Here is a 26069-nt window from a genome sequence, read left to right on the forward strand (position 1 = left end):
TCCCATCGTTCAACGCCGGACCCCGATCCCGCCCGCCGACCCGACCGGACGGTGGGCACTCTCACCCGGTACGGCCAGGCGACGGGTGCTCTCGACGCCGGGCCCGACCCGGCTCGGCCGGCTCAGCCGGCGCCGTTGACGTTCTCCCGGGCCAGCTCGAACCAGCCGCTGCCCCGGCACTCCGGGCAGCGGGTCGGTGCGGCCAGCGAGAACGTCTCCCGGCTGCCCCACTGCACCGCCATCTTCGGTGCCCAGACCACACCCGTACTACGGCACAACTGGCACATCAGTCGGGTGCGGTGCGCAGACATGAGGCGCAGCCTACCGACGGCACAACCACCCAGCCGCCGCAACCCGGCAGCCGGCGTACCAGCACACCCGGCGGCCGGCATTCGTCCCTCGCCCGCTCGCCGCAACTCCGCCGCCGGCCGCCCGCCACGCCGTACCGTGAATCCATGGCTGCGGAGGTGGCGGCGTGCTGAGCGATCGGCCGACCTTCGACGTCCGCCTCGGTACCGAGGAGAAGGCCCGGGCGCTGCGCGCGGACGCGGTCGCCGGGCTGACCGAACACCCGAAGTGGCTCCGGCCGACCTGGTTCTACGACGCGCACGGCAGCATGCTGTTCGACGAGCTGAGCCACGCGCCCGGCTACTACCTGGCCCGGGCCGAATCGACGGTGCTCGCCGAGCACGCCGCGGACGTCGTCGCCGACACCGACGTCCGCACCCTGATCGAGCTGGGTTCCGGCGCGTCGACGAAGACCCGGCTGATCATCGAGGCCGGGCACGAGCACGGCACGCTGCGCCGGTTCGTCGGGTTCGACGTATCGGAGAGCGCGCTCGCGTCGGCGGCCGCGACGCTGTCCGCCCGGTACCCGTGGCTCGACATCCACGCGGTGGTCGGCGACTTCACCCGGCATCTCGACGCGCTGCCGGCAGACGAGAACCGGCTGGTGCTGTTCCTCGGCGGCACCATCGGCAACCTGCTCCCACCGGACCGGGCGCAGCTGCTGTGCGGCCTGCGCGCGGTGCTCGCGCCCGGCGACGCGCTGCTGCTCGGCGTCGGCCTGGTCACCGACCCGGAGGCGATGGTCCGGGCGTACCAGGACCCGGACGGGCGCACCGCCGAGTTCAACCGCAACGTGCTGCGGGTACTCAACCGCGCGCTCGGCGCCGACTTCCCGATCGAGGCGTTCGAACACGTGGTGCGCTGGGACGCCGAACACGAGTGGGTACAGCTGCTGCTGCGCGCGACCCGGCCGATCGAGGTGACGCTCGCCGCGGTCGACCTGACGATCTCGTTCACCGCCGGCGAGCTGCTGTGCACCGCGGTCTCCACCCGGTTCCACCGGGCCGGTATCAGCGCGGAACTCGCCGCCGCCGGGTTCACCGTCGAGCACTGGTGGCCAGACGGTACCGAGCGGTTCGCGGTGACGCTCGCCCGCGCCCGCTGACGTCCCCGTCCCGGCGGCCTTTCGCCGGACGCGCCCGGCGCCGGCTCACCCGCAGTATCGATGCCGGCTACCCCGTGCGGGCGTCGTGTCGTACGCCTGTGCGAAGGTCATTCCGCACCTGTCGTACGGAGGTCGGTCCGACCTCTGCGGCCGCGGAACGTCGCCGACGTCGTTCCGCCGTGCCATCACCGAAGGAAAGGACGAGCGTGAGCGCTGGTTCCACCGATCAGCTCAGCGACCGTGACCTGCATGCCCTGGTCAGTGCGTTGGGGCGAGGCGAGCAGCCCAGGGTCGCGGTGCACACCGCACACGGCGAGGTTCCCGCCGGTACCAAGGGGGTCCTGGTCGACCACGACCCGGACGCCGACCTACCCTGCACGGTGCGGATCACCCGCAACGGATCCGAGCAGGACGTCCGGCTGCCCACCACGGTGCTCACCGTCGTGCCGCGCGGTCGCGCCGACGTCATCGCCCGCACCGCCGCGACCGACCCGGACGCGACCGGACCGGCCTCGGCCCCCACCCGCCCGACCTCCGACGCTGCGAGCGGCGCCGACCCGACCTCCGACGCCGACCCGGCCTCCGACGCGGCGACCGGCGCTGGTCCGGCCTCCGACGCGGCGACCGGCGCCGGCCCGGCCGGCGCCGCAGGCCGCGCCGACTCGGCCGGCGTCGGTGAAGCGGCCAGAGCCGGCGGCGCATCGGCTTCCGATGGCGAGAGTGAAGCGGCGCCGGCCCGGCGCGGCCGACCGGCCAAGGCGGCGGCGAAGAAGGCCGCCCGGGGCAGCGCCGGTGACGTGGTCATCACGGTGACCGTCGCCGGCGACGGCGCCACCGTGGAGGCGAGCCACGGCTCGCGCAAGCTGGTCAAGCCGACCCCGCTGCCGGTGACCGCCGGACACGCCGTCGCCCGGGCGATCGACATCGAGTCCATCACCGGCGCGGTCGAGACGGTCATCGACGAGCACCGCTCCGCCAAGCAGGCCGAGGCGGAGGCGCTGCGCGCCCGGCTGGCCGAGCTGGAACGCGAGCTCGCCGGCTACCCCGGCGCCGACGACGCCGAGCCCGCCGGCGAGCCGGAGCCGGCCGCCGCATCCTGACCCACCCGGGAGGTCCGCCCGGCCAGCCGGCGTTGGCCGGCCGGGCGGACACTCCTGCCACGCACCGGGACCGCCAGCCGTCGGCGCGACGTGGCGCCCGGCACGTCCCGGGAACGACAGCCGCCGGCGCGACGTGGCGCCCGCCGGATGCCCCTGGCACGTACCGAGAACGACACCGGCAGCCGTCGGCGCGGTGCGGTGCCACCACCGGATGCGGTACTCCGGTGGTGGCACCGCACCGGGGCGTGCCGCGGCCGGGTGCACGGCCACGGCATGATGGGTGCCATGGCGGTACCTCGACGGGTGGTGGTGGTCGGCGCCGGCCCCGCCGGGCTGACCGCGGCGCGCGCGCTGACCACGGCCGGTGCCGCGGTGACCGTGCTGGAGCGAGATCCCCGACCCGGCGGTCGCTCCGGCGTCGCCGAGCTGCGGGTCGACGGCCAGGTCTGGCGGTTCGACCGGGGCGCCGAGTTCATCGCCTCCTTCTACCGCTCCACCCGCTATCTCGCCCGGCAGGTCGGCCTCGGCCGGCGCGACCTGATCCGGCTGGCGATGGACAGCCGGATCGTCCTGGACGGCCGCCGGCACCCGCTGCCGACCGCCACCGCGGCGATGCTGCGCACCCCGTTGCTGTCGGCGGCCAGCCGCCGGCGGGTGGCCGCGCTCGGCACCCGGCTGGCCGCTTCCGCACCCCGCTGGGGCGATCTGGCCGCCGCCGCGGACCTGGACGACGAGGACGCCGCCAGCTGGTTCACCGCGCACGTCGGCCGCGACTACGCGGACCGGATCCTGCCGGCGACGCTCGACGCGCTGATGCTCTCCCCGGCCCACCGCACCTCCCGGGCCGTCGCCCTGGCGCAGTTCGCCGCCGCACCCGGCGCCCGCCTGTACTGCCCGCGCGGCGGCCTCGGCACGCTGTGGGAGTCGGTCGCCGCGGCGTTGGACGTCCGGTACGAGACAACCGTCGTGGCGCTGCGGCCGGACGGCGACCGGGTGCACGTCGACACGGCCGGCGGCGACACCCTCACCGCCGACGCGGTGCTACTGGCTGGCCCGCCGTCGCTCGCCACCACCCTGCTGCCGGCCGACCACCCCGACCGGTCGCTCGCCGACGACGCCGCGTTCTCCCCGGCGGTACTGCTGCACGTCGCGCTGGCGGCGCCGGCGCCGGTGCCGCACCCGGTCTGCCCGGTCGGGGCCGGCCGGCATCCGCTCGCCGGGGTCGAACCGCTGGAGATCCGCGGTACCGGGCAGGTGCCGGACGGCCGCGGCGGCCTGGCGATCTGCGCGTCGCCGCAGCTCGGCGCCGAGCTGCTGGACGAGCCGGACCGGCCGATCCGGTCGCTGCTGCTGGCCGAGGCGGAGCGGCTGCTCGGCCAGCCGTTGGGCGACATCCTCGGCTGGGCGGTGGTCCGGCACCGGTACGGCGTACCGCTGTTCGGGGTCGGCTGGCTGCGCCGGCTGCACGCGCGCGACGCCGCGCTGCGGGCCCGTACTCATCGCGCCGACCGGATCCACCTCGCCGGCGACTGGCTCGCCAGCCCCAGCCTCGAAGGCGCCGTCCGCAGCGCCCTGCACGCCTGTGCCAACCTCCTGCACACCTCCTGACCACATCGCGGTACGGGGCGGACCGCACCGCGGGGCCGGGCGCGACCCGCCGGGCCGGTTCGCAGGCCCGGCGAGCGCGGTCCGCAGGCCGCGGCGAACCGGTCATCGGGTGGTGTCGGGTCGCTACGGTGGCCGGATGCGTGCCGAGTTTCGTACCACGTTGTCCGTCGTCAGGGCGTTCGTCGTGATCCTGCAGCTGCTTCCGCCGGTCGCGTTGCTCGTCGGGCTGGCGCTGGTCGCCGACCAGCGGCTGGTCCGCACGCCGGCGTTCGCCGCGGCGGTCGGGCTGCTCGTCCTGGCGGTGGTGCAGCTGGTCCGGCACTGGAACGACACCGACGAGTGGGCCCGCTCCGGTCGCTGGATCGCGGCGCTCACCGCCGGTGCGATCGCCGGGTACGCGACCGACCTCGGCGCCGACGGTGGCGGGCACACGCCGTCCTGGATGCTCGCCACCACCGGCGGCGCGGTGGCCGGCGCCTGCGGCGCCGTGCTGCTGTTCACCGTGCTGCGGCGACTGTGCCTGCGGCCGATCCTCGCCGCTGACCCGGCCGATCTGGCCGCGAGCCCGCTGGCGGTGACCTGGAGGCTCGACCTTCCCTGTCGGATGCGGGTCGGGCCGGACGAGGTGGGCGTGAACAGGCGGGTCCAGTCGCGACACTGGGGCAGCCGGGTCGTCTGGTACGACCGAGCCGACTGGTCCGAGGTGGGCGATGTCGCCGCGGTGACCGTCTCGGAGCCGGGGACCGTGGCGTACCCGACCACCAGAACGGGGCTGACCATCGCGATCGGCCGGCCGGCGGTCCGGATGTCCGTCCGGGCCGGCGTCTGGTGCGTACCGGTCGGGTCTGCGGACCGGCTCGCCCGGCTGATCACCCTGCGCGCCGCCGGCGCGACACGCCCCGCCCGTGCCAGCGGTGGCGCCACCGCGGGCCAGTGGTCTTAGACTGGCTGCGTTTGCCGCCTTAGCTCAGTTGGTAGAGCGACGCTCTTGTAAAGCGTAGGTCGTCGGTTCGAGGCCGACAGGCGGCTCCAGGAGCGCCCGCGGACAATCCGGGCGCGCAGGCCCGGCGCGGGGTGAACCGCCGGTGCGAGACCCACCCCGCCGTACGGCGAGTCAGCGGCGCGGCACCGCTCGTACGGACTCTGTTCATTCACAGGGCCAGCGGCTATGTTGGCGACAGCACACCGCCCTCGGCGCGGCTGTGCGGTCTTTCACTCGGATCGTCCGGCACGTACCTGCCGGTGAAAGGACGCCATCACCATGGCAACTGTCACCTACGACGCCGCTTCCCGGATCTACCCGGGCACCACGAAGCCGGCCGTCGACTCGCTCAACCTGGAGATCGAGGACGGCGAGTTCCTCGTTCTCGTCGGCCCGTCCGGCTGCGGCAAGTCCACCTCGCTGCGGATGCTCGCCGGTCTGGAGGACGTCGACCGCGGCGCCATCCTGATCGACGGCAAGGACGTCTCCAACCTTCCCCCCAAGGCGCGCGACATCGCCATGGTGTTCCAGAACTACGCGCTGTACCCGCACATGACGGTCTTCGACAACATGGCCTTCGCGCTGAAGCTGCGCAAGACGCCGAAGCCGGAGATCGAGCGCCGGGTCAAGGAGGCCGCGGCCCTGCTGAACCTGCAGGAGTACCTGGACCGCAAGCCGAAGGCGCTGTCCGGTGGCCAGCGGCAGCGGGTCGCGATGGGCCGCGCGATCGTGCGTGAGCCGCAGGTCTTCCTGATGGACGAGCCGCTGTCGAACCTGGACGCGAAGCTGCGCGTGCAGACCCGTTCGCAGATCGCCGCGCTGCAGGCCCGCCTCGGCACCACCACCGTGTACGTGACGCACGACCAGACCGAGGCCATGACCATGGGCCACCGGGTCGCCGTGCTCAAGGACGGCCTGCTGCAGCAGGTCGACACCCCGCGGGTGCTGTACGACAAGCCGAAGAACGTGTTCGTGGCCGGCTTCATCGGTTCGCCGGCGATGAACATCAAGACCGTCAAGCTCGGCGACGCCGGCGCGCACCTGGGTGGCCTGCAGGTACCGCTGACCCGCGAGGCGGTCGCCGCGGCCGGCGAGGGCGCCGACGGCAAGGTGACCGTGGGCTTCCGGCCGGAGGACGTGCAGCTGGTCGGCCAGGGTGACGGCGGCCTGTCGATGACCGTCGACCTGGTCGAGGAGCTCGGCTCGGACGCGTACGTCTACGGCCGCGCCGACCTGGACGGCACCGAGGAGCAGTTCGTCATCCGTACCGAGGGGCGGAACACGCCGAACATGGGCGACACCGTCTACCTCAAGCCGCAGAGCACGCCGCACATCTTCAACGCGTCGACCGGCGAGCGCGTCGAGGCCTGAGCGACACCGTTCCAGCGATGCGGGGCATCGGCCTTCGGGCCGGTGCCCCGCTCGCGTCCGCGGCCGGGAAGCGGCGGGACAGCGACAAGGGAGGCACCGGCGGCTACCGGTGCCTCCCTTGCTGTTCCTACTCTCTGCAGTCGCGGTACCGGCATGCGCACGGACGGCGACCGTGCCACCCGGTACCAGCGGGAAGTGCCTGGGTGCCCTCATTGTGTGCCGCAGGACGGCGCCGCTGGGGGCGATTCGCGCAAGCTCAGCTCCGGAAACGCCAGAACTCGAACTTGCCGTCGCCCGAACAGGCGAGGTATGTGTCGCTGAACTCGCACCTGGACAGGTCGGCGGCGAGCGGGCCGAGCGTGTCGGTGTTGCCGGACTGCACGCCGTACCCGGTCATCGTCCAGTTCGGATCGGTCTCGTTGGTCTCCACCACGCCGTTGGCGAGCAACATGGTGGCGTCGTCGACCCGGGCCGCGTCCATCCCGGCCCGGCGTTCCTGGAAGGTGCCGTCCTCGTCGTACACGGTGGTGGTGGCCCTGTCGTCGTGCGCGGTGACGACGACCCGGTTGCCGACCCCGATCGCGCCGTCGAGGCCCTTGACGTCCTTGTGCCAGGCTTCCTTGTTGCCGTCGTCGAGGTGCAGCGTGACCAGCCGGACGCCCTTCTCGGCGGAGCCGTCGGTGCTGTCGCCGCGGTGCTCCTTGATGCACAGCAGCGACTCGCCGCACGGCTGGATCCAGTCGGGGGTGTAGCCGCTGCCCCCGTGGTACGCCCACTTCTGGTCCATCGAGTCGAGCGCGTACGCCCGGATCTGGAAGCCTGCCGCCGGGGTCATGTCCATCAGCATGCCGTTGTAGACCAGCCGGGTCGGACCGGTGGTGGCGCCGGTCGTCGTGCCGGAGAGCCGCTGGCTGCCGCCGTCGGCGAGCTTGTGGCCGGTCTTGAGGTCGACGAGCGTGGCGACGTTGTCGGTGTCGACGACCACCGCGCGGGTAGCCTTCTCCGCGCTGTGCATCGGCCACGAGCTGCCGAACCAGGCCGGCCGGGCCAGATCGCCGGGCGTGTTCTCGACGTACGCGATGCCGGCGAGGTGCCACTTCGGCTTCCCGTCGGACAGGCCGAGCGCGGTGATCCGGGAGCCGTCGCTGGCCTGCCGAAGCACCACACCGGCGGCGACCGACACCCCGAACGCCTCGTTGTTGGCGGTGTCGCTGTGCCAGTTGCTGCCGCCGTCGAGGTCGAGCAGGTAGTACCGGCCGGGGGTGTCGCCGTCCGGGCCGTAGCGGATCGCGATGCCGCCACCGTCGTACACGTGCATGCCCCAGTCGGTGTCCCAGTCGGCGCCGCCGGAGTCGATCCGCTTCGTCCACTTCGCCTTGAGTGGCTTCTGGCCCAGCGGAATCGCCCGCAGGATCGCCGTACCGGAGCTGGTGTAGGACTCGCCCGAGTCGATCTCCATGGTGTACGCGGTGTCGCCGACGACCTGCACCCACGTCTTGTCGTCGGCGCCGGCGTACTTCACCGAGCCGATCGCCTTCAGCCCGTCGAAGCCGCGTTCCTGGTAAGGGTTGCGGAGCAGCAGGTACCCGCCCACGACGAGCAGCAGCACGACGGCCGCGGCGGCGGGCACGATGACCTTCGGCCGCTTGTACCAGGCGCGTCGCGCCGGCGGCGGGGCCGGGATCGGCGCCGGCTGGCCGAACTGCGCCTGCGGGTAGCCGCCCGGCCCGCCCGGCGGTGGCCCGCCCGGCAGGTACGGCCCGGGCGGCCCACCCGGTGACATCGGCGCGCCGGACGGCTGTCCCGGCGCACCCGACACCGGGCCGGCCTGGCCGGGCAGGGCGCTGACGGGCATGCCGGCGGCGGGGCTCGCCGGCATCGCCGACATCGGGTACGGCATCGACTCGGTCGCCGCGTCGGCCGGCGCGAGCTCCGCCAGCGCGCCCTCGGCGACCGGCAGCTCCGGCTGCTCCAGCACGGTCGGCGCGATGCCGAGTTTGGCGTGCAGCAGCCGGGCGACCATCGGTACCCGGCTCGACCCGCCGACCAGGAACAGCCCGGAGAGCTGGTCGGCCCGCAGGCCGGCCTGAGCGATGGTCGCCTCGGTCGCTGCGACGGCGCGATCCAGCAGCGGCGTGGTCAGCCGCTCCAACTCGTCGCGGGTCAGGTGGATCGCCGCGTCGGCGCCCGGCACCGGCACCGGCGCGTTCGTCGACCGGGACAGCATCTCCTTGGCGCCGCCCACGTCCGCCCAGAACAGCCGGCGGTACCGGCGGTCGGTGGTCGAGGTCGGCTGGGACAGGTGCTGCCAGATCTGCGGGTACCGCTGGCCGATCTGGCCGCCGACGTGCGTCACCAGCGCCTCGTCCAGATCCAGCCCGCCGAGCCGCTCGTCGCCACCGGAGCCGATCACCGTGAACCCGGTGCCCTCGTTGCGCACCACCGCGACATCCAGCGTGCCACCACCGAAGTCGAACACGGCCAGCGACGACCCGACCGGCACCGGCCGGCGCATCACCTGCGCGAAGTAGCGCGCCGCCGCGATCGGCTCCGGTACCAGCTTCACCGGCGGCCACCCCGCCTGTCGCACCGCCTCCAGCAGCGCGCCCCGGCGGGTCGGGCCCCAGGCCGCCGGGTGCGTCATCGCGGCGGGCGGGAGGAACCCGACCGCCTCGACCGCCTTGGCCGCGATCTCCTTCAGCAGCCCCGCCAGCAGCGCCACCACCGGCACCTCGCGGTCACCCAGCAGTACCGACGGCTCGTCGATCCGCCGCTTGGGGTTCGGCTCGCACCGGGCCGGATCCAGCTGCGCCAGCCGCTGCGCGTCCCGGCCGACGTGGATGTGACCGGACTCGTCCACGAACACCGTCGATGGCAGGATCGGCTGCCCGTCGAACAGCAACGGCCGGGTCCGGCCGTCCGGTGAGCGCACCACTGCCACCGTGTTCGACGTACCGAGATCGATCCCGATACCGAAACCCGGCTGAAGCGGCGTGGTCACGGCGGATCCCTCCGATCCTCGACGGGGCCGGCGCCTGGGCACGACGACCGGACCCGATCGTACGGACGCAGCCCAAGCGCGGTCCCGGTCTCCGCCGGACGGCCGCAGCGTGCCGGGATGGTCACCCGGTGCAATCAGGCGGTGCGGATCCGGGCGATCTCGGCGAGCGCGACGGCCATCGCGACCGACGCGTTCAGCGACTCGACCTCGGACGCGATCGGGATCGACACCCGCAGGTCACAGGTCTCGCCGACCAGCCGGGACAGCCCGCGGCCCTCGGAGCCGGCGACCACCACGATCGGATCGACCGACGCCTCCAGCTGGTACAGCGGGACGTCGCCGTCGGCGGCCAGCCCGGCCACCACGAACCCCGCCTGCTGGCACTGCTTGAGCGCCCGGGTCAGGTTGGTGACCTGGGCGACCGGCAGCCGCGCCGCGGCGCCCGCCGAGGTGCGCCACGCGGTCGCGGTCATCCCCGCCGCCCGCCGGGACGGCAGGAACACGCCCTGCGCGCCGAACGCCGCGGCCGACCGGATCACCGCACCCAGGTTGCGCGGGTCGGTCACGCCGTCCAGCGCCACCAGCAGCGGCGCCGGGGCCTCGCCGGAGGCCGCCAGCATGTCCTCGAACGACTCGTACTCGTACGGCGGGACCTGGATGCCGATGCCCTGGTGCAGCACGCCGCCGGTGAGCCGGTCGAGCTCGGCCCGGGACACCTCCATGATCGCGATGCCCCGGTCACCGGCGGTCCGCACCGCCTCGGTGGTCCGGGCGTCCAGCTCGATGCCCTGCGCCACGTACAGCGCGGTCACCGGCACGTGCGCGCGCAGCGCCTCGACCACCGGGTTGCGCCCGACCAGCAGCTCCGGCGCGTCCTTCGGCGTGCTGCTGCGTCGGCCCGGGGACACCCGCGGGCCGCGGCGGCCGGACGCCGGTGAGGCGTCGCGCCGGCCACCCGCCTTCGGCGCGCGCCCCTCGGCAGCGGCCTTGCGGCGCTCCTTCTCCTGCTTCCACTTGGTCCGCTTCGGCAGCTGCTCGTTCTCACCGGGGCGGTACTGCTTGTGCCACGGCCGCTCGTCGGCGGGCAGGGTACGGCCCTTGCCGGCGAGCGAGTGCTTGTGGTGCCCGCCGGAGCCCGACGTGCTCCCCTTCTTCGACGAGGTGCGACGATTGCGGCGCTGCGAGTTGCCGGGCATCAGGGACCGTCCGTTGCGTTGGCCGCGAGTGTCCACCGTGGACCGTGCGGGGTGTCTTCGATCAGTACGCCGGCCTGTTTGAGCTGGTCACGCACGGCGTCGGCGGCCGACCAGTCGCGCCGCGCGCGGGCCGCCTCGCGCTGTTGCAGGGCCAGCGCGACGAGCGAGTCGACCGTGTCGGCGAGGCCGCTGCCGCCGGCGGCCGGTGCGCCGGCCAGCGGGTCGAGGCCGAGCACGCCGAGCATCGCCAGGACCTCGCCGAGCGCCTGCCGGGCCGCCTCGTCGTCGCCGGCCGCGAGCGCCGTGTTGCCGGCCCGCACGGTCTCGTGCACCAGCGCGAACGCCTGCGGCGTGTTCAGGTCGTCGTCCATCACCGTCTCGAACCCGGCCGGCACCACGCCGTCGGTCTCGACCACCCCGACCCGCTCCACCGCCCGCTGCACGAACCCCTCGATCCGCCGGTACGCGGCGGCGGCCTCGTCCAGCGCGGCCTCCGAGTAGTCGATGACCGAGCGGTAGTGCGCGGCGGAGAGGTAGTAGCGCACCTCCGCCGGGCGCAGCCCGCGGGCGGCCAGCGACGGCAGGTCGACGACGTTGCCGAGCGACTTGCTCATCTTCTCGCCGCCGAGGTTGAGCGGCCCGTTGTGCACCCAGTACCGGGCGAAGCCGAAGCCGGCCGCGCGGGACTGGGCGATCTCGTTCTCGTGGTGCGGGAACCGGATGTCCAGCCCGCCGCCGTGGATGTCGAACTCCTCGCCGAGGTAGCGCCAGGTCATCGCGGAGCACTCGATGTGCCAGCCGGGTCGGCCGCGGCCCCACGGCGACGGCCAGTAGGCGTCGTCCGGTTCGGTCGGCTTGACGCCCTTCCACAGCGCGAAGTCGAGCGGGCTGTGCTTGCCGGGCGCGGCGCCCTCACCGGAGCGCATCTCGTCCGGCCGCTGCCCGGACAGCGCCCCGTAGTCGGCGAACGACGAGACGTCGAAGTAGACCTCGCCGGCGTCGGTGACGTAGGCGTGGTCGCGGTCGATCAGCCGCTGGATCAGCGCGTGGATCTCCGGGATGTGCCCGGTCGCGCGCGGCTCGTAGGTGGGCAGCCGCACCCCCACCGCGTCGTACGCGTCGTCGAGCAGCCGCTCGTTGCGGTACGCGATCGACCAGTACGGCACCGCCTCGGCCACAGCCCGCGCCAGCACCTTGTCGTCGATGTCGGTGATGTTCCGGATGAACCGAACGTCCAGACCGCGGTACTCCAGCCAGCGGCGCAGCACGTCGTAGTTGACGCCGGAGCGCAGGTGACCGATGTGCGGCGGGCTCTGCACGGTGACACCACACAGGTAGATCCCGACCTTGCCGGGTTCCCGCGGGACGAAGTCCCGCACCGAGCGGGTCGCGGTGTCGTACAGCTGCAGGCTCACCCTGAAAGCGTAACGGCCCGCCCACACTCCTCGAACCCCGCGCCACCCCCACCGGGTCGATCACGGCGCGGTACGCGGAGAAAGCGCTTACCAGTCGACACCGCACCATGATCAACCGGGGGTGGTGGGGGCGGCAGCCGGTAAGGTCTGGCTGTGGAGAGGGCGACCGAGACCGCGCAGACGCTCGACCGCGGGCTGCGCCTGCTCGCCCTCGTCGCCGAGCACCCCGGGGGTGTCTCGATCAGCGCCGCCGCGCAACACCTGTCCGTCGGCCGTACCGTCGTCTACCGGCTGGCCGCCACGCTCGCCGCCCACGGGCTGCTGCACCACGACCCCGGCGGGCCGCTGCGGCTCGGCATCGGCGTACTGGCGCTCGCCCGGCGGGCCCAGCCGCTGCTCGCCGAGGCGGCGTCACCGATCCTGCGGGCCCTCGCCGAGGACCTCGGTGCCACCGCGCACCTGACCGTCGAGGACGGCGGCGAGGCGCTCGCCCTGCTGGTCGTCGAGCCCTCCTGGACCGCGCTGCACGTCGCGTACCGGACCGGCTCCCGGCACCCGCTGTCCGCTGCCGCCGGTGGCCAGGCCATCCTCGCCGGGCGCCGCGGTGAGCGCGGCTGGACCAGTTCGGCCGGCGGATTCCAGTCCGGTGCCTACGGCGTCGCGGCCCCGGTCCTCGGCATCGACGGCCTCGAGGCCAGCGTCGGCGTCGTCGCCCTCGGCACCCTCGACGACACCACCACCGGTCCGCGCGTCCTCGCCGCCGCCACCGCTCTGTCCACCTCTATCCGCTGAGCTGAACCCCACCTCTATACGCTGAGGTGAACCCGAAGCGCCGCCCGTCCGGCTCGCGTGCGCGCGATGTAAAGCCCGCCCCTGTTCGCGCCGGCGTGCGCTTCTGCTGGTGGTGTAAAGCCCACCTCTGTTTCCTCTTTCCACCCCTCGTGGGGGAACCGTGGGAGCGGGCTTCGCCCCTCCCCACACCCCTCCCCATCAAGGGGGCAGCCGCCCCCTTGACAATCCCCCGTCGGGGAAGCAGTGATCGGGCAGGACGCCGCCTGGCCGTTTCGGAAGATCGGAGTGTCGGCACGGCCTACCCATCGACGCCGAGCCCGCCACGCCAAACCAAACCCCCACCCCGCCTGCGGGCCGCCAGGACACGAAGCGACGCGATGCGTTGCGAGGCGGGCGTTGGCGTGATGGACATGCCGGGCCGGTTCCCTGTTCTTCTTCGACGGGCACTGGGCGTCGAGGGGCATCGTCACCGGGCCTGGCAAGGGGATGGCCAAGGGGAATCCCCTTGGCGGGGAAGGAGCGCGAGGAGGGGGCGAAGCCCTCTCCTCGCATTCCCCCACGCGGGGTAAAGCGGCGAACAGAGGTGGCCTTTACACCCGCACGCCGAGCGCGCAGCGGCGAACACGGGGCTCACTCCGCACGCCGAGCGCGCAGCACCGGACGGGGGTGGGCTTTACACCGCCAGCGCCGAGCGCACGCCAGCCGCGCAGTGGCGCTTCGGGTTGACCTCAGCGCATAGAGGTCACGGATGCGTCATGGAGAGGACGTCGAGGATCTCGTCGAGCTGCGACTCGGTGAGTTTGCCCGAGGAGACGTGACCCCGCTCGATGACGACCTCGCGGATCGTCTTGCGCTCCTTCAGCGCCTGCTTGGCGATGGCCGCGCCCTCCTCGTACCCGAGGTACCGGTTGAGCGGCGTCACGATCGACGGGGAGGACTCGGCGAACTCGGTGCAGCGTTCCACGTTCGCGGTGATGCCGGCGACGCAGCGGTCGGCGAGCAGCCGGGACACGTTCGCGATCAGCCGGACGGACTCCAGCACGTTGACCGCGATGACCGGCAGCATCACGTTGAGCTCGAAGTCGCCGAGGGTGCCGCCGAACGCGACGGTCGCGTCGTTGCCGATGACCTGCGCGACGACCTGGCGTACCGCCTCGGGCAGCACCGGGTTCACCTTGCCCGGCATGATCGACGAGCCGGGCTGCAGGTCGGGCAGCGCGATCTCGCCCAAGCCGGTACGCGGACCGGAGCCCATCCACCGCAGGTCGTTGACGATCTTGTACAGCCCGGCTGCGATGGTGCGCAGCTGGCCGGACGTCTCGACCAGCCCGTCCCGCGCGCCCTGCGCCTCGAAGTGGTCCCGCGCCTCGGTGAGCGGCAGGTTGGTCGCCGCGGCGACCTCCTCGATCACCTTCGCGGAGAAGCCGGCCGGCGTGTTGATCCCGGTACCCACGGCGGTACCGCCGAGGGGCAGTTCGGCCAGCCGCGGCAGCGAGGCCTGCAGCCGCTCCACCCCGTACCGGACCTGCGCCGCGTACCCGGCGAACTCCTGGCCGAGGGTGACCGGGGTGGCGTCCATCAGGTGGGTACGGCCGGACTTGACCACGGTGGCGAACTCGGCGGACTTCGCCGACAGCGCGTCGGCCAGGTGGGTCAGCGCCGGTACCAGGTCGTTGATGACCGCGGCGGTGGCGGCGACGTGGATGGAGGACGGGAACACGTCGTTGGACGACTGCGACGCGTTGACGTGGTCGTTCGGGTGGACCGGCTTGCCGAGGCGCTCGGTGGCGAGGGTGGCGAGCACCTCGTTGGTGTTCATGTTCGAGGAGGTACCGGAGCCGGTCTGGAACACGTCGATCGGGAACTGGTCGTCCCAGGCACCGTCGATGACCTCGACGGCGGCGGACCGGATCGCCTCGGCGACGTCCGTGTCGATCACGCCCAGCTCGGCGTTGACCTTGGCGGCCGCCGCCTTGATCTGGGCCAGCGCGGCGATGTGCGCGTGCTCCAGGGTGCGGCCGGAGATCGGGAAGTTCTCCACCGCGCGCTGGGTCTGCGCCCGCCACTTGGCCTTGGCCGGTACCCGGACCTCGCCCATCGTGTCGTGCTCGATCCGGAACTCTTCCTCGCTCATCGCCACTCCGCTCGCTTCGCTCGCCGTGCTGTTCGGCTCGGTTACTGGTGTCGTCGCCCGACGCTCACTGCTCGTCCGGGTCGGTCAGGGGCTGGGGCCGGTTCTCCCACTTGGTGGACAGCGCGATCGTCGAGTGGGTACGGGCCACCCCGGGCACCCGGTTGAGCCGGCCGATCAGCGTCTCGAGCTGCCCGATCGTGCCGACCCGCACCTTGCACAGGAACGATTCCTGGCCGGCCAGGTAGTAGCAGGACTCCACCTCGGGCAGCTTGGCCAGCTCGGCGGCGATGTCGTCCGCCTCGCTGCTGTCGGTCTGCACGATGCCGACGAGCGCGGTGACGCCGAGGCCGATGGTCTCCGGTTCGACGAGGGTGCGGTAGCCGAGGATCACCCCGGTGGCCTCCAGCTTGGACACCCGGTCGTGCACCGCGGGTGGCGAGAGGCCTATCTGTCGACCGAGTTCCGCATACGACAGGCGGGCGTTGGTGCGCAGCAGGTCGAGGATCTGCCGGTCGGTCGAGTCCACCGCGACAGTTTAGGTCGGCGTCCTGGTCCGTTCTGTCGGGGCCGGGAGAGGCGGAACTTGCCGGGAAAGGGGTCGGCACTCGCCGCCGGTGACTGCGCTCAGTACACGCGAGCGGGCTCGATCGGCAGCGTTCGGCGGATCGGTGCGGTAACCCGATAGCGGATACCGACTGTTAAAAATCCCAACATCCGCCCTTGTGCACAGCTCCGAGTGACAATATTCCTACAGGCGGTTGAAGAAGTGTGCGTCGCCACAACACCCCATCGGGTGGCGTTCCGACCATTTCCGGGACGGCGGGGGACGTCGATGCTGTAATGGATTCAGGGAGTATGTACAAAGGGGGGTCGTGGAGAGTTCCGATCGGCTGCTCACACCGGGTGAGGTGGCCTCGTTGTTCCGAGTAGACCCGAAGACAGTGACCCGTTGGGCCGCAGCCGGGCGGATCGGCAGCATCCGTACGCCGGGCGGGCACCGCAGGTTCCGGGAGTCGGAGGTTCGCGCGCTGCTCAGCGGCGACGAAGCAGGGTTCGCAGAGGAGAGTCAGGCAACGTCGCACTGACGCGGCCAAACCACAGAGACAGCGGTCCGGCGGCGCCGGCCAGACGCGGCACCGGGGTTCTACTCCGGGTCTGGCCGACTCGCCGGATCGTTGGTGTCCGCGGCCAGCCGGGCCTCGCCCAGCCGGCCGGACCAGCGCAGGTAGAGCGTGTGCGGGACGGCCAGCGCGTCCAGCACCCGGCCGGCCACGAAGTCGACCAGCTGCTGCACGTCGCGCGCGCCCGCGTAGAACGCCGGGCTCGCCGGCAGCACGGTCGCGCCCGCGTCGTGCAGCGCCAGCAGCTGTACCAGGTGGCTGCGTGGCACCGGCGTCTCCCGCGGTACCACGACCACCGGCCGATGTTCCTTCAGGTTGACGTCCGCCGCCCGCTGCAACAGGTCCTTCGACAGTCCGAGCGCGATGCCGGCGCAGGCGGCCGTGCTCGCCGGCACCACCACCATGCCACGGGCCGGGTACGAACCGGAGCTGGGTCCGGCGGCCAGGTCACCGGCCGGCCAGTACCGCAGGTCGGCACCGGCAGCAAGGTCACGGCCGAGGAAGCCGGCCAGGTCCTCGCGCCAGTGCCCGTCCCGGATCGGCCGGCCGGTCTCGTCCAGCACGGTCAGCCGGGCCGCCCGCGAGACGATCAGGTCGACCGGCGCCCCGGCGTCGAGCAGCGCGCCGACGACAGCCCGCGCGTACGGGGTGCCGGACGCGCCCGACATCCCGACGATCCACGGTCGACGCTGTTCCGCCATGCACCCCACTCTGCCGCACCACCCGCCACACCGGGCCGGCCGCCCGGGCCGGGTGTGCCCGGCGTGACCCGCGCGCCTCAGCTCAGCGCGACCGGTACCCGGTGGTCGGGCGCACCGTCCTTGGCGAGCATCCAGTACCCGTCGGCGACCGCGCGGTAGAGCACCAGGCCGGCGGCCTCGCCGACGTCGGCGGTGGTCCAGGCCCGGCCGCCGTGGTCGAGCGAGCGGCGGCTGAACACGGCGAGCGCGTGGGCCAGCTCGGTAGCGGGCACCCGGGCGGCGGTCGCGGCGAGGTAGACGCCCTGCCCGGTGCCGATCGGCGCGGCCGAGTCGAACACGACCCCGCCGACGTCCGGCCTTGTCTCGATGTTGCGGGAGTGCGCCGCGGCCGGCGACGACACCCAGTAGAACGTGCGGTACCGGTCGTGCGCGAAATACACCGGGGTACTCCACGGCCGGCCGGTGCGGTCCGCGGTCGCGAGCACCAGGTAGCGCTGCGCGTCCACGATGTGCCGCGCCGTCCGAACCGGATCGTCACCCATCCCGACCACCTGCCTCCCCACTGTCGATGATTGTCGGACGGCGAACTCGTCGCGGGGGCCGGACACGCCGCGGGCCGGTGCGCGACCTGCGCACCGGCCCGCGGTGGTAGGACCCGATCAGGGCCCGATGAGGTACTCGTCGGTGTCGGTCCAGCCGTCCACCGGGCCGTCCCCGGTGACGCCGTCGACGACGACCTTGTCACCGGCTGCGTCGACGGTGCGTTCTTCGGTGTCGGCGCTGGGCCGACGTGGTGCCGGGGGCTTCGTTGCCGCATCCAGCTCTCGCCATTTCGATCTGGTCACGCGCTACCTCCTCCCCCATCGCCGAGCGGCGGGGTCGGTCCGACACTCGGACAGAACCGGGGGCAGACATCCAGGATCGCGGAATGTGAATCTACCGTCCACCCTCCGTACAGTCGCAGCCGGTTGCCGCGGTTGTCACCTGGACCACATCCACCCTGTTCGATACCCACGACGGCGGGCTCCACTCAAGCCGGTGCCGGAGTCGCGCCGGTTGTCGCGGGATTTCCGATCGGTACGGATCGCCTGACGTACCGGTTGCGGCGACCGGTCAGGCGCCCAGGCCCTGCAGGAACACCAGGTCGGCGAGGGCGAAGGCGAACAGCACGATGCTGACCACACCGTTCGCGGTGAAGAACGCCCGGGTCATCCGGGACAGGTCGGACGGCCGCACGATGGCGTGCTCGTACACCAGGATCAGGGCCGTGATGCCGAGCCCGACCCACCAGATCGGGCCGTATCCGGCAGCCAGGGCGAAGGCTACGAACAGCCCGAGGGTGACCACGTGCACCACCGCGGAGGCGCGCAACGCGTTCGCGACACCGAACCGGACCGGCACGCTGCGGACACCGATCCTGGCGTCCACGTCGACGTCCTGGCAGGCGTACATGCAGTCGAAGCCGCCGATCCAGGCGCCCACCGCGAGGCCGAGCAGCAGCGCGGTCCAGGACCAGTGGCCGGTGACACCCAGCCAGGCGCCGATCGGGCCGATCGCCTGCGCGAGGCCCAGGAACACCTGCGGGAAGTCGGTGAACCGCTTCGCGTACGAGTAGATGATCAGGAAGAACAGCGCGATCGGCGACAGCGCCAGGCACAGCCAGTTGAGCAGCCCGGCGCTGACGAAGAACACCAGCAGCGAGATGCCGAGCCCGAGGTACGCCTTGCGCAGCGACAGCGCGCCGGTGACCAGCTCGCGGTGCGCGGTACGGGGGTTCTGCGCGTCGATGTGCCGGTCGATGATGCGGTTCGCCGCCATCGCGACGGTACGGCCGGCGACCATCGCCACGGTGATCTCGACCAGCGTGAGCCACTGCACGTGCCCGCCGTGGATGCGCATCGCCGACAGCGCGGCGACGTAGGCGAACGGGAGCGCGAAGATCGAGTGCTCGATCATCACCAGCCGCAGGAACGCGCGGGCGCCGTGCCCGGGGCGTACCACCGAGTCGCTGACCGCGTCCGCGGTGCCGCTGCCGCCGGCCGTCGGGGTGGGCGAGCCGTCGGTGGCCGGGGTCGGTGCCCCGCCGGTGGCCGGGGTGGGCGAGCCGTCGGTGGACATCAGCGGCCCGTCCCCAGGCCGTACTCGGCCCAGCGTTTGTCCACAGTGGACACGATCTCCGGTGACATGGTCATCATCTCCGGCCACTCGCGGGTGTACCCCTCGGTCGGCAGCTTGCGGGTCGCGTCGACGCCGAGCTTGCCGCCGAAGAACTGGTGGTACGAGGAGTGGTCGAGATGGTCGACCGGTCCCTCGGAGACCACGATGTCGTGCAGGTAGTCGACGTTGCCGAAGGCACGGAACGACACCTCGCGCAGGTCGTGCACGTCGCAGTCGGCGTCCACCACGATGACCAGTTTGGTCAGCGACAGCAGGTGTGCACCCCAGACCGCGTGCATCACCTTCTGCGCCTGCTTGGGGAACCGCTTGTCGATCGACACGACCAGGCAGTTGTGGAACACCCCGGGCTCGGGCATGTTCATGTCCACGATGTCCGGGATGAGGATCTTGATCAGCGGCAGGAAGATCCGCTCGGTCGCCTTGCCCAGGCCGAAGTCCTCCTGCGGCGGCTTCGAGGTCACGATCGACTGGTACACCGGGTTCTTCGCCGTGGTCATGCACTCGACGTGCAGCACCGGGAACGGCTCGACCGGCGTGTAGAAGCCGGTGTGGTCGCCGAACGGCCCCTCCGGCGCCCGCTCCCCCGGCTCGATCCAGCCCTCCAGCACCACCTGGGCGTTCGCCGGTACCTGCAGCGGCACGGTCCTGCAGTCGACCATCTCGACGCGCTCGCCGCGCAGGAACCCGGCGAACAGGTACTCGTCGATCTCGGCCGGCAGCGGCGCCGACGCGGCGTACGACACGGCCGGGTCGCAGCCGAACGCGATCGCCACCGGCAACCGCTGACCGAGCCGCTCCGCGACCGCGTGGTGCGCGGTCGAGTCCTTGTGGATCTGCCAGTGCATGCCGAGCGTGTTGCGGGAGTGCTGCTGCAACCGGTACAGGCCGAGGTTGCGCTTGCCGGTTTCGGGATGCTTGGTGTGGGTCAGTCCGAAGTTGTGGTAGATCCCCCCGTCGCCGGGCCACACCTGCAGGCCGGGCAGCCGGTCCAGGTCGACCTCGTCGCCGGTGTACACCACCTGCTGACACGGCGCACTCTTCACGTGCTTCGGCGGCACCGACTTCAGCTGGCCGAGCTTGCCCAGCGCGCCCCAGATGCCGCCGAGCCCGGTCGGCAGCTCCAGCTTGACCAGCTCGGCGATCCGGTCACCGATCTCGTCGACGTCGCGTACCCCCAGCGCCAGCGAGGTGCGGCGGCGGGTGCCGAACAGGTTCATCAGCACCGGCATGTCGCCCCGGGTCGGCCGCTCGAACAGCAGCGCCGGCCCGCCGGCCCGGACCACCCGCTGGGTGATCTCGCTGATCTCCAGCGTCGGATCGACCGGTACCGACACCCGCTTCAGCTCGCCGGCCTTCTCCAGCCGGCGCAGGAAATCGGGCAGATCCGCGTACGGGTAGCCGTGTGCCATGCCGACAGTCTGTCAAGCGCTTCCCGGCGCGCCGCCGCGACCTGACCAGATCGTGACCGCTGCCCCGCGGGCCCGCCCGTGCGGTACCGCTCGAAGCGTCCGCCCGGTTTTCCCGGTCTGGCACACTCACGACGTCCACAGAGGTCAGGGCCGTGAGGTGCGCCCGGCCGAGCCACCACCCCGAGGTACGAGGCCGTTGATGCTCGACGAACCACAGTCCCCTTCCGCGTCGCAGCCGAGCGGCGCCGCCGCACCGGCGGTGGACGCTGCCACCCGGGCCGAGGCGGAGGAGATCCGGCTGACCCGGGTGGAGGTGGAGTTCGCCGCGGCCGAGCGGCTCACGTTCTTCTCCGACGCGGTGATCGCGATCGCCATCACCCTGCTCGCGCTGGAGCTTCCGGTGCCGCAGCGTGGCACCAGCGCCGAGGTGCTGAGCTGGATGTACGACCGCAAGATGGAGTACATCGCGTTCTTCATCAGCTTCGCGGTGATCGGCGCGCACTGGATGAGCCACCACGCGGTGTTCCGGTGGGTGCGCCAGCTCGGCGGGCGGGTACTGCGGTACAACATGCTCTGGCTCATGATCACCGTGCTGCTGCCGTACCTGACGAAGCTGCTCACCCAGAGCGAGGACGACGGCGCGTTCCTCGTCCGGTTCGGGCTGTACGCGCTGGCGCAGGCGGTGTCCGGTCTGCTGTTCGCGCTGATGGTGCGGGACATGTGGAAGTACGGGCTGTTCCGTCCCGGCGTTCCCACGAAGGCGATCGACGGTGCCCAGATGCGGTCGCTGATGATGGCCGGGGTGTTCGCGATCTCCATCCCGATCGCGCTGCTCGGCCAGTGGTCGTTCCTGGTCTGGCTCGCGATACCGGTGCCGATGCGACTGCTCGGCGACCGGCTGCGGCGCTGGCTCGGGACACACCGGCCGTCGTCACCGACACCGGAGACCACCGTTATGTAGTCACGTGAATCCTCGGCGTTGCCGGAACGGTACCGGCATCCCCTCGCGCCTACCCGCCCGTTGGTCGGCACTGCTGCTGGTGCTCGGCGTGCCCGCGGTGGCGCCGCTACCGGCGACCGCCGGCACCCCCCGGCCGGTCGCGGCCGTCGCCGCGGGCGACGAGCTGCCGGCCTGCCCACCAGGCGGACCCACCGCACCGCGCCGCCCGCCCACCGCACCGCCCGGCGCCGGGGCCTGCCGCGCCGCCCCGACCCGCGTCGTCCCCGCCCGGCCGGTACCAGCGACGCGCGTCGCACCGGCCGGCACCGGTCCGTCGGGCGGGCGACGGGCACCGGCCGGCGGCGCTCCGTCGGGCGGGGGCGTCGGGCTCGCCGCGCGGCCGGGTGAAGATGCCGACGGGTACCGGCACCTCGGCGCGTACAGCGAGAACGACTACGCCGCCGTCGGCGCCACCCTGCAGGTCCGCGACACCGGGGTACGGCGGCGCAGCAACGACTTCGTCGCCGCCCGGGTGATGGCGCGCGCCGACGCGGCCGGCCGCACCCGGTGGCTCGAGGCGGGCTGGACCGAGGACGGCTGGCTCGACGACAACGCCCAGCACGTCTACACCTACGACAGCACCGGCGGCGACTGGGCCTACTACGACCAGTACCCGGTGCACGACGGCGACCGGATCTCGGTCGTCGTCGAGTCCGGGCCCGCCGCGAGCGGCGGCACCACCTGGCGCGCCTACCTGTGGTGGGACAACCGCTGGAACCTGCTCGCCGCGCCGACCCTGCCGTTCGGGCCGCGGGCACAACTGGAGCAGTACGTCGAGGTGTACGTGGATCCGCGACGCGGCGGGCGGTACCCGGTGCCCGCGGTGGCCGTCACCGGCAGCATCGTGGCGGCCGATCCCCGCGGGGACGCCGTACCCTGGCGCGACCCCGCCATACCGACCGACACGTCCCCCGCCTACTCCGGGTACTGCGTCTCCTGGCGGGAGCGGTACGACTCCTGGGCGGCGGGGACCTGCTGAGTGGGGGACCTCTTTGCGCTGAGGTCAACCCGAAGCGCCGGTGCGCGGCTGGCGTGCGCTCGGCGCTGGCGGTGTAAAGCCCACCCTTGTCCGGCGCCGGTTGCAGCCGGCGGTGTGTACGCGTCTCTGGCCGGGGCCGTTGGGTGCTGGTGGTGTAAAGGCCACCTCTGTTCGCCGCTTTACCCCGCGTGGGGGAATGCGAGGAGAGGGCTTCGCCCCTCCTCGCGCTCCTTCCCCGCCAAGGGGATTCCCCTTGGCCATCCCCTTACCCATCCCGGTGACGATGCCCCTCGACGCCGAGCGTGCGTCGAAGAAGACCGGGGAACCGGCCGGGCCTTCCCATCACGGCAACGCCCGCCTCGCAACGCATCGCGTCGCGTCGCTTCGTGTCCTGGCGGCCCACAGGCGGGTGGGGTTGGCTTGGCGTGGCGGGCTTGGCGTTAATGGGTAGGCCGTACCGACATCCCGTAGTTCCGAAGCGGGCCAGGCGGGGTAAGGATCTCGTCTCTGGTTTTCCGGTGGTGGATTGTCAAGGGGCGACTGCCCCCTTGACGGGGAGGGGTGTGGGGAGGGGCGAAGCCCGCTCCCCACGGTTCCCCCACGGGGGGTGAAAAGGGGAAACAGAGGTGGGCTTTACACCGCCAGCACCAGCGCGCCAGCGCCGACAGGGGGTGGGCTTTACATCGCGCGCACGCGAGCCGGGCACCGGCGCTACGGGTGTACCTCAGCGCATAGAGGTGCCCAGGGAGGTGTTGACGAGGACGGGTTCGGGGTGGAGGGAGACACCGAAGGTCTTGTGGACGCCGGCGGCGATCTCCCGGGCCAGGTCGAGCAGCTCGGCGGTGGTGCCGTGGTCGGCGTTGGTGAGGGCGAGCGTGTGCTTGGTGGAGATCCGTACCGGGCCGGGGCCGTACCCCTTGGTGAAGCCGGCGCGCTCGATCAGCCAGGCGGCGGGGACCTTGACCCGGTCGCCGGACTCGGGCCAGGACGGTACGGGCACGTCGGCACCGAGCAGGTCGGCGCACCGGGCGGACAGCGCGGCGAACTCGTCGGCGGACAGGATCGGGTTGGTGAAGAACGAGCCGGCGCTGCGGGTGTCCGGGTCGGCCGGGTCGAGCACCATGCCCTTGCTCCGGCGCAGCTCCAGCACCGCGTCCCGGACGAGCGGCAGCGGTACCCGGTCGCCGACCTCGACGCCGAGGGCGCGGGCCAGCTGCTCGTACCGGATCGGTTCGGACTCGCCGCCCTCGTGCAGCACGAAGGCGACCGACAGCACCACCCACCGGTCGTTGCCCTTGAACAGGCTGGTCCGGTAGCCGAACGCGCAGTCGTCGGCGCGCATCGCGGCGGTGCGCTGCTCGACCCGGTCGTACACGGTGACCTCGACGATGGTGTGCGAGACCTCCTGGCCGTACGCGCCGACGTTCTGGATGGGCGTTGCGCCGGCCGCGCCGGGAATGCCGGACAGGCACTCGATCCCGGACCATCCCTGGGCGACGGTGGCCTCGACCACCGCATCCCAGTCCATCCCGGCCGGTACGGTCACCGCGACCCGGCCGTCGCCGCCGCGGCCGAAACCGAGGCCGTCGCCGCCGGTGCGCAGCAGGACCACGGTCCCGGGGAACCCTTCGTCCGCGATGACCACGTTCGACCCGCCGCCGAGCAGCAACAGCGGCTCGCCGGTGGCGTCCCCGGCGCGTACCGCCGCGACGATCTCGTCGGAATTGGTGACCTCGACCACACGTTGCGCAGGGCCACCGAGGCCGAGCGTCGTGTAGCGACCCAGAAACTCTTGACTGACGTCCTGCACCCGGTCAGCCTAAGCTCGAAGTATCCAGCCATCCGCGCGGATGGGGGTGCAGGACGATGAGCGAGCATCAGCGAGCGAATCAGAGGTACCGCGCATCGCGGCTCATCGGGCTTCCGACGAAGGAGGCAGGCCGATGAGCAGGATTCCGGTGCGGCCGGGAAAGGATTTCTGGCTGGCCGCGCTGCGCCACGACGGTGTGCTGCTCGGCGAGTCGGCGGTCGGGGACGCCCTCGAACTGCCGGTACCCGGCCACGTCGACCGGACCGTGGGCGATCTGCTCGGCACGCTCGGCGCCGAGTACCGGTGGGTTCGCGCACACGTGACCCGCGGCGAGACGAGCCGACCCACCCTCCCGCTGCCCGAGCCGCCGCACGGTCTGGCGCTGCTCGACTTCTGGCTCGACGCGTACCGCGACCTGCTCGCCACGTTCGACGAACTCGACCCCGACCTGCCGGCGTGGAACTGGGCGCCGCAGCCGAAGCAGGCCCGGTTCTGGATGCGCCGCACCGCGCACCTGACCGCGCTGGACCGGTGGGACGTGCAGCTCGCCACCGGCGCACCCGTACCGCTGGAGGCGAAGGCCGCCACCGACGGCGTGACCGAGCTGTTCGACACGATCCTGCCGGCGCGCCGCATCGGCCGGCACGACCCGACCGGTACCGTCCGGCTGCTCGCCACCGACACCGGCGCCGAGTGGCTGGTCCGCCTGCGCGAGGAGGGCATGGCGCTGCTGGACAACAGCGGCCACACCACCCCGGCGGTGCGCGCCGTGGCCGCCGGTACCGCGAGCGACCTGCTGCTCGCGCTCACCAGCCGGATCTCGTTCGAGCTGGTCGGTACCGCCGGCGAGGCGCGGCTGCTCGACCAGCTGCGGCCGGACCGCCGTCCCACGCTCGACCCGTGAACCGGCGCCGGATCCGCCCGGGGTGCCCCGAGCGTGACGATCCGGGCGGCTTCTGCTATCCCTAGAGGGCCCTGCGCCGCCGTGCCGCGCCGGGCTTCGCGGTATGTCGGAAACGGGGGACGCCATGACCTTGACCTCGGCCAGGCCGGACAAGGCGTTCTGGCTGTCGGCGATCCAGCGGGAGGCGGCGGCGCTGCGCGCCGTCACGGCGGTCGACGACGCGCTCGCCAGCCCGGTACCGAGCTGCCCCGGCTGGACGGTCGCCGACCTGTTCCGGCACACCGGCGCCGGGCTGCGCTGGGTCGCGGCACACGTCGTCCGGGGTGAGACCGGTTCGCCCGGGGACCCGTCCACCGACGGCGCGCCGACCGGCGCCGACCTGCTGCCGTGGTGGGACGCCGCGCTCGCCGCCGCGGTGGCCGCGCTGGGCGGTACCGCGCCCGATCTGCCGGCGTGGAACTGGGCGCCGCAGGACAAGGTCGCCCGGTTCTGGTACCGCCGGTTCGCGCACGAGCTCGCGGTGCACCGCTGGGACGGGCAGGTCGCGGTCGGGCTGCCGGAGCCGATCGAGACCGCGCTCGCGGTCGACGGCGTCGACGAGGTGCTCGACACCTGGCTACCGGCCGACGGCGGGCTCGCCAAGACCGGCGACGGCGTCGTCCAGCTGATCGCCGACGACTCCGAGGACAGCTGGATCGTCCGGGTCCGCGGCGGCGCCATCTCGCTGCTGGACACCGCCACCCTGCTGCCCGAGGAACGCCCGCTGCAGACCCAGGTCAGCGGGTCCGCCAGCGACGTGGAACTCGCCCTGTACGGGCGGGTGCCGTTCGACATCCTCACCGTCACCGGCGACGAGACGCTGCTGGACTGCCTCCGGGTCGGCTGACCGGCTTGCTCCTCCAGCAGGGGGAGCAG

General features: G+C 72.5%; 23 protein-coding genes and 1 tRNA gene. 12 read left to right on the plus strand and 12 right to left on the minus strand.

Annotated features, from left to right (window positions below; genetic code table 11):
- Positions 1 to 122: 122 nt before the first annotated feature.
- Positions 123 to 311 (minus strand): hypothetical protein, encoded by a 189-nt coding sequence (locus Asera_RS03190; protein WP_157035173.1) that lies wholly within the window; start codon positions 309 to 311, stop codon positions 123 to 125.
- A gap of 167 nt (positions 312 to 478) precedes the next feature.
- On the opposite strand from Asera_RS03190, the gene egtD reads away from it, so the two are divergent.
- The 6 genes from egtD to Asera_RS03220 all read left to right on the plus strand — a co-directional run bounded on the left by egtD (position 479) and on the right by Asera_RS03220 (position 6514).
- Positions 479 to 1453 (plus strand): L-histidine N(alpha)-methyltransferase, encoded by a 975-nt coding sequence (gene egtD / locus Asera_RS03195; RefSeq protein WP_030449513.1) that lies wholly within the window; start codon positions 479 to 481, stop codon positions 1451 to 1453.
- Between the two features lie 206 nt (positions 1454 to 1659).
- Entirely contained in the window at positions 1660 to 2553 is an 894-nt protein-coding gene (locus Asera_RS03200; RefSeq protein ID WP_030449512.1) for a hypothetical protein, read from the plus strand.
- A gap of 285 nt (positions 2554 to 2838) precedes the next feature.
- Positions 2839 to 4161: a protoporphyrinogen/coproporphyrinogen oxidase gene (locus tag Asera_RS03205; protein ID WP_169745920.1), complete on the plus strand. Its 1323-nt coding sequence runs from the start codon at positions 2839 to 2841 to the stop codon at positions 4159 to 4161.
- A gap of 136 nt (positions 4162 to 4297) precedes the next feature.
- Complete coding sequence (locus tag Asera_RS03210) at positions 4298 to 5104, plus strand: hypothetical protein (RefSeq protein WP_030449510.1); 807 nt, start codon at positions 4298 to 4300, stop codon at positions 5102 to 5104.
- A gap of 13 nt (positions 5105 to 5117) precedes the next feature.
- A tRNA-Thr gene (locus Asera_RS03215) sits at positions 5118 to 5193 on the plus strand.
- 229 nt (positions 5194 to 5422) lie between these two features.
- A complete protein-coding gene (locus Asera_RS03220) occupies positions 5423 to 6514 on the plus strand; it encodes an ABC transporter ATP-binding protein (RefSeq protein ID WP_030449509.1) in 1092 nt (363 codons plus the stop codon).
- A 256-nt stretch (positions 6515 to 6770) separates the two neighbouring features.
- Here the strand turns inward: Asera_RS03220 and Asera_RS32935 are convergent, their stop codons facing one another.
- From Asera_RS32935 to cysS, 3 genes are all read right to left on the minus strand, one after another.
- Positions 6771 to 9515, minus strand: a complete 2745-nt coding sequence (locus Asera_RS32935; RefSeq protein WP_051803005.1) for an Hsp70 family protein — start codon at positions 9513 to 9515, stop codon at positions 6771 to 6773.
- 134 nt (positions 9516 to 9649) lie between these two features.
- Positions 9650 to 10711, minus strand: a complete 1062-nt coding sequence (rlmB, locus tag Asera_RS03230; protein WP_030449507.1) for a 23S rRNA (guanosine(2251)-2'-O)-methyltransferase RlmB — start codon at positions 10709 to 10711, stop codon at positions 9650 to 9652.
- A complete protein-coding gene (cysS, locus tag Asera_RS03235) occupies positions 10711 to 12126 on the minus strand; it encodes a cysteine--tRNA ligase (protein WP_030449506.1) in 1416 nt (471 codons plus the stop codon). Before cysS ends, rlmB begins: the two co-directional genes overlap by 1 nt.
- 153 nt (positions 12127 to 12279) lie before the next feature.
- Between cysS and Asera_RS03240 the strand changes: the two genes are divergently transcribed.
- Positions 12280 to 12918: an IclR family transcriptional regulator gene (locus Asera_RS03240; RefSeq protein ID WP_244843716.1), complete on the plus strand. Its 639-nt coding sequence runs from the start codon at positions 12280 to 12282 to the stop codon at positions 12916 to 12918.
- 742 nt (positions 12919 to 13660) lie between these two features.
- Here Asera_RS03240 and Asera_RS03245 read toward each other — a convergent pair.
- Both Asera_RS03245 and Asera_RS03250 read right to left on the minus strand, forming a co-directional pair.
- Complete coding sequence (locus Asera_RS03245) at positions 13661 to 15052, minus strand: class II fumarate hydratase (protein WP_030449504.1); 1392 nt, start codon at positions 15050 to 15052, stop codon at positions 13661 to 13663.
- A gap of 64 nt (positions 15053 to 15116) precedes the next feature.
- Positions 15117 to 15578, minus strand: a complete 462-nt coding sequence (locus Asera_RS03250) for an Lrp/AsnC family transcriptional regulator (protein ID WP_030449503.1) — start codon at positions 15576 to 15578, stop codon at positions 15117 to 15119.
- A 346-nt stretch (positions 15579 to 15924) separates the two neighbouring features.
- Here Asera_RS03250 and Asera_RS03255 point away from each other — a divergent pair, with 346 nt between their 5' ends.
- Positions 15925 to 16137, plus strand: coding sequence for a BldC family transcriptional regulator (locus Asera_RS03255; protein WP_051803013.1), 213 nt, complete (start codon positions 15925 to 15927; stop codon positions 16135 to 16137).
- Between the two features lie 59 nt (positions 16138 to 16196).
- On the opposite strand, the gene Asera_RS03260 is transcribed toward Asera_RS03255, so the two are convergent.
- The 5 genes from Asera_RS03260 to Asera_RS03280 all read right to left on the minus strand — a co-directional run bounded on the left by Asera_RS03260 (position 16197) and on the right by Asera_RS03280 (position 20461).
- Complete coding sequence (locus Asera_RS03260) at positions 16197 to 16874, minus strand: UbiX family flavin prenyltransferase (RefSeq protein ID WP_030449501.1); 678 nt, start codon at positions 16872 to 16874, stop codon at positions 16197 to 16199.
- A 77-nt stretch (positions 16875 to 16951) separates the two neighbouring features.
- Positions 16952 to 17416, minus strand: coding sequence for a pyridoxamine 5'-phosphate oxidase family protein (locus Asera_RS03265; RefSeq protein ID WP_051803004.1), 465 nt, complete (start codon positions 17414 to 17416; stop codon positions 16952 to 16954).
- A gap of 117 nt (positions 17417 to 17533) precedes the next feature.
- A complete protein-coding gene (locus Asera_RS03270) occupies positions 17534 to 17719 on the minus strand; it encodes a hypothetical protein (RefSeq protein ID WP_030449499.1) in 186 nt (61 codons plus the stop codon).
- A 268-nt stretch (positions 17720 to 17987) separates the two neighbouring features.
- The gene (gene mqnP / locus Asera_RS03275) at positions 17988 to 18992 is read right to left on the minus strand and encodes a menaquinone biosynthesis prenyltransferase MqnP (protein ID WP_084132774.1); all 1005 of its coding nucleotides are present in this window, start codon (positions 18990 to 18992) and stop codon (positions 17988 to 17990) included.
- On the minus strand, positions 18992 to 20461 hold the full coding sequence (locus tag Asera_RS03280) for a menaquinone biosynthesis decarboxylase (protein ID WP_030449497.1): 1470 nt from the start codon (positions 20459 to 20461) through the stop codon (positions 18992 to 18994). Before Asera_RS03280 ends, mqnP begins: the two co-directional genes overlap by 1 nt.
- A 199-nt stretch (positions 20462 to 20660) precedes the next feature.
- On the opposite strand from Asera_RS03280, the gene Asera_RS03285 reads away from it, so the two are divergent.
- A complete protein-coding gene (locus tag Asera_RS03285) occupies positions 20661 to 21422 on the plus strand; it encodes a TMEM175 family protein (protein ID WP_051803003.1) in 762 nt (253 codons plus the stop codon).
- Positions 21423 to 21510: 88 nt separating this feature from the next.
- The gene (locus Asera_RS03290) at positions 21511 to 22440 is read left to right on the plus strand and encodes a hypothetical protein (protein ID WP_212804493.1); all 930 of its coding nucleotides are present in this window, start codon (positions 21511 to 21513) and stop codon (positions 22438 to 22440) included.
- Between the two features lie 724 nt (positions 22441 to 23164).
- On the opposite strand, the gene Asera_RS03295 is transcribed toward Asera_RS03290, so the two are convergent.
- Positions 23165 to 24250 carry a UDP-N-acetylmuramate dehydrogenase gene (locus Asera_RS03295; RefSeq protein ID WP_035298581.1) on the minus strand — a complete coding sequence of 362 codons (1086 nt, stop codon included), beginning with the start codon at positions 24248 to 24250 and terminating at the stop codon, positions 23165 to 23167.
- Positions 24251 to 24383: 133 nt separating this feature from the next.
- Here Asera_RS03295 and Asera_RS03300 point away from each other — a divergent pair, with 133 nt between their 5' ends.
- A complete protein-coding gene (locus tag Asera_RS03300; protein WP_030449493.1) occupies positions 24384 to 25154 on the plus strand; it encodes a maleylpyruvate isomerase N-terminal domain-containing protein in 771 nt (256 codons plus the stop codon).
- A gap of 124 nt (positions 25155 to 25278) precedes the next feature.
- Complete coding sequence (locus Asera_RS03305) at positions 25279 to 26040, plus strand: maleylpyruvate isomerase family mycothiol-dependent enzyme (protein ID WP_035298579.1); 762 nt, start codon at positions 25279 to 25281, stop codon at positions 26038 to 26040.
- Positions 26041 to 26069 lie beyond the last annotated feature (29 nt).

It is taken from the genome of Actinocatenispora sera (assembly GCF_018324685.1).
In the GTDB taxonomy this organism is placed as follows: Bacteria; Actinomycetota; Actinomycetes; order Mycobacteriales; family Micromonosporaceae; genus Actinocatenispora; species Actinocatenispora sera.

Coding starts and splice junctions, on each gene's coding strand:
- Asera_RS03190 (WP_157035173.1), bottom strand. CDS start 311: ATGTCTGCGCACCGCACCCGACTGATGTGCCAGTTGTGCCGTAGTACG.
- Asera_RS03280 (WP_030449497.1), bottom strand. CDS start 20,461: ATGGCACACGGCTACCCGTACGCGGATCTGCCCGATTTCCTGCGCCGG.
- Asera_RS03300 (WP_030449493.1), top strand. CDS start 24,384: ATGAGCAGGATTCCGGTGCGGCCGGGAAAGGATTTCTGGCTGGCCGCG.
- Asera_RS03205 (WP_169745920.1), top strand. CDS start 2,839: ATGGCGGTACCTCGACGGGTGGTGGTGGTCGGCGCCGGCCCCGCCGGG.
- Asera_RS03265 (WP_051803004.1), bottom strand. CDS start 17,416: ATGGGTGACGATCCGGTTCGGACGGCGCGGCACATCGTGGACGCGCAG.
- Asera_RS03245 (WP_030449504.1), bottom strand. CDS start 15,052: ATGAGCGAGGAAGAGTTCCGGATCGAGCACGACACGATGGGCGAGGTC.
- Asera_RS03220 (WP_030449509.1), top strand. CDS start 5,423: ATGGCAACTGTCACCTACGACGCCGCTTCCCGGATCTACCCGGGCACC.
- Asera_RS03285 (WP_051803003.1), top strand. CDS start 20,661: ATGCTCGACGAACCACAGTCCCCTTCCGCGTCGCAGCCGAGCGGCGCC.
- rlmB (WP_030449507.1), bottom strand. CDS start 10,711: ATGCCCGGCAACTCGCAGCGCCGCAATCGTCGCACCTCGTCGAAGAAG.
- Asera_RS03305 (WP_035298579.1), top strand. CDS start 25,279: ATGACCTTGACCTCGGCCAGGCCGGACAAGGCGTTCTGGCTGTCGGCG.
- Asera_RS03210 (WP_030449510.1), top strand. CDS start 4,298: ATGCGTGCCGAGTTTCGTACCACGTTGTCCGTCGTCAGGGCGTTCGTC.
- Asera_RS03260 (WP_030449501.1), bottom strand. CDS start 16,874: ATGGCGGAACAGCGTCGACCGTGGATCGTCGGGATGTCGGGCGCGTCC.
- mqnP (WP_084132774.1), bottom strand. CDS start 18,992: ATGTCCACCGACGGCTCGCCCACCCCGGCCACCGGCGGGGCACCGACC.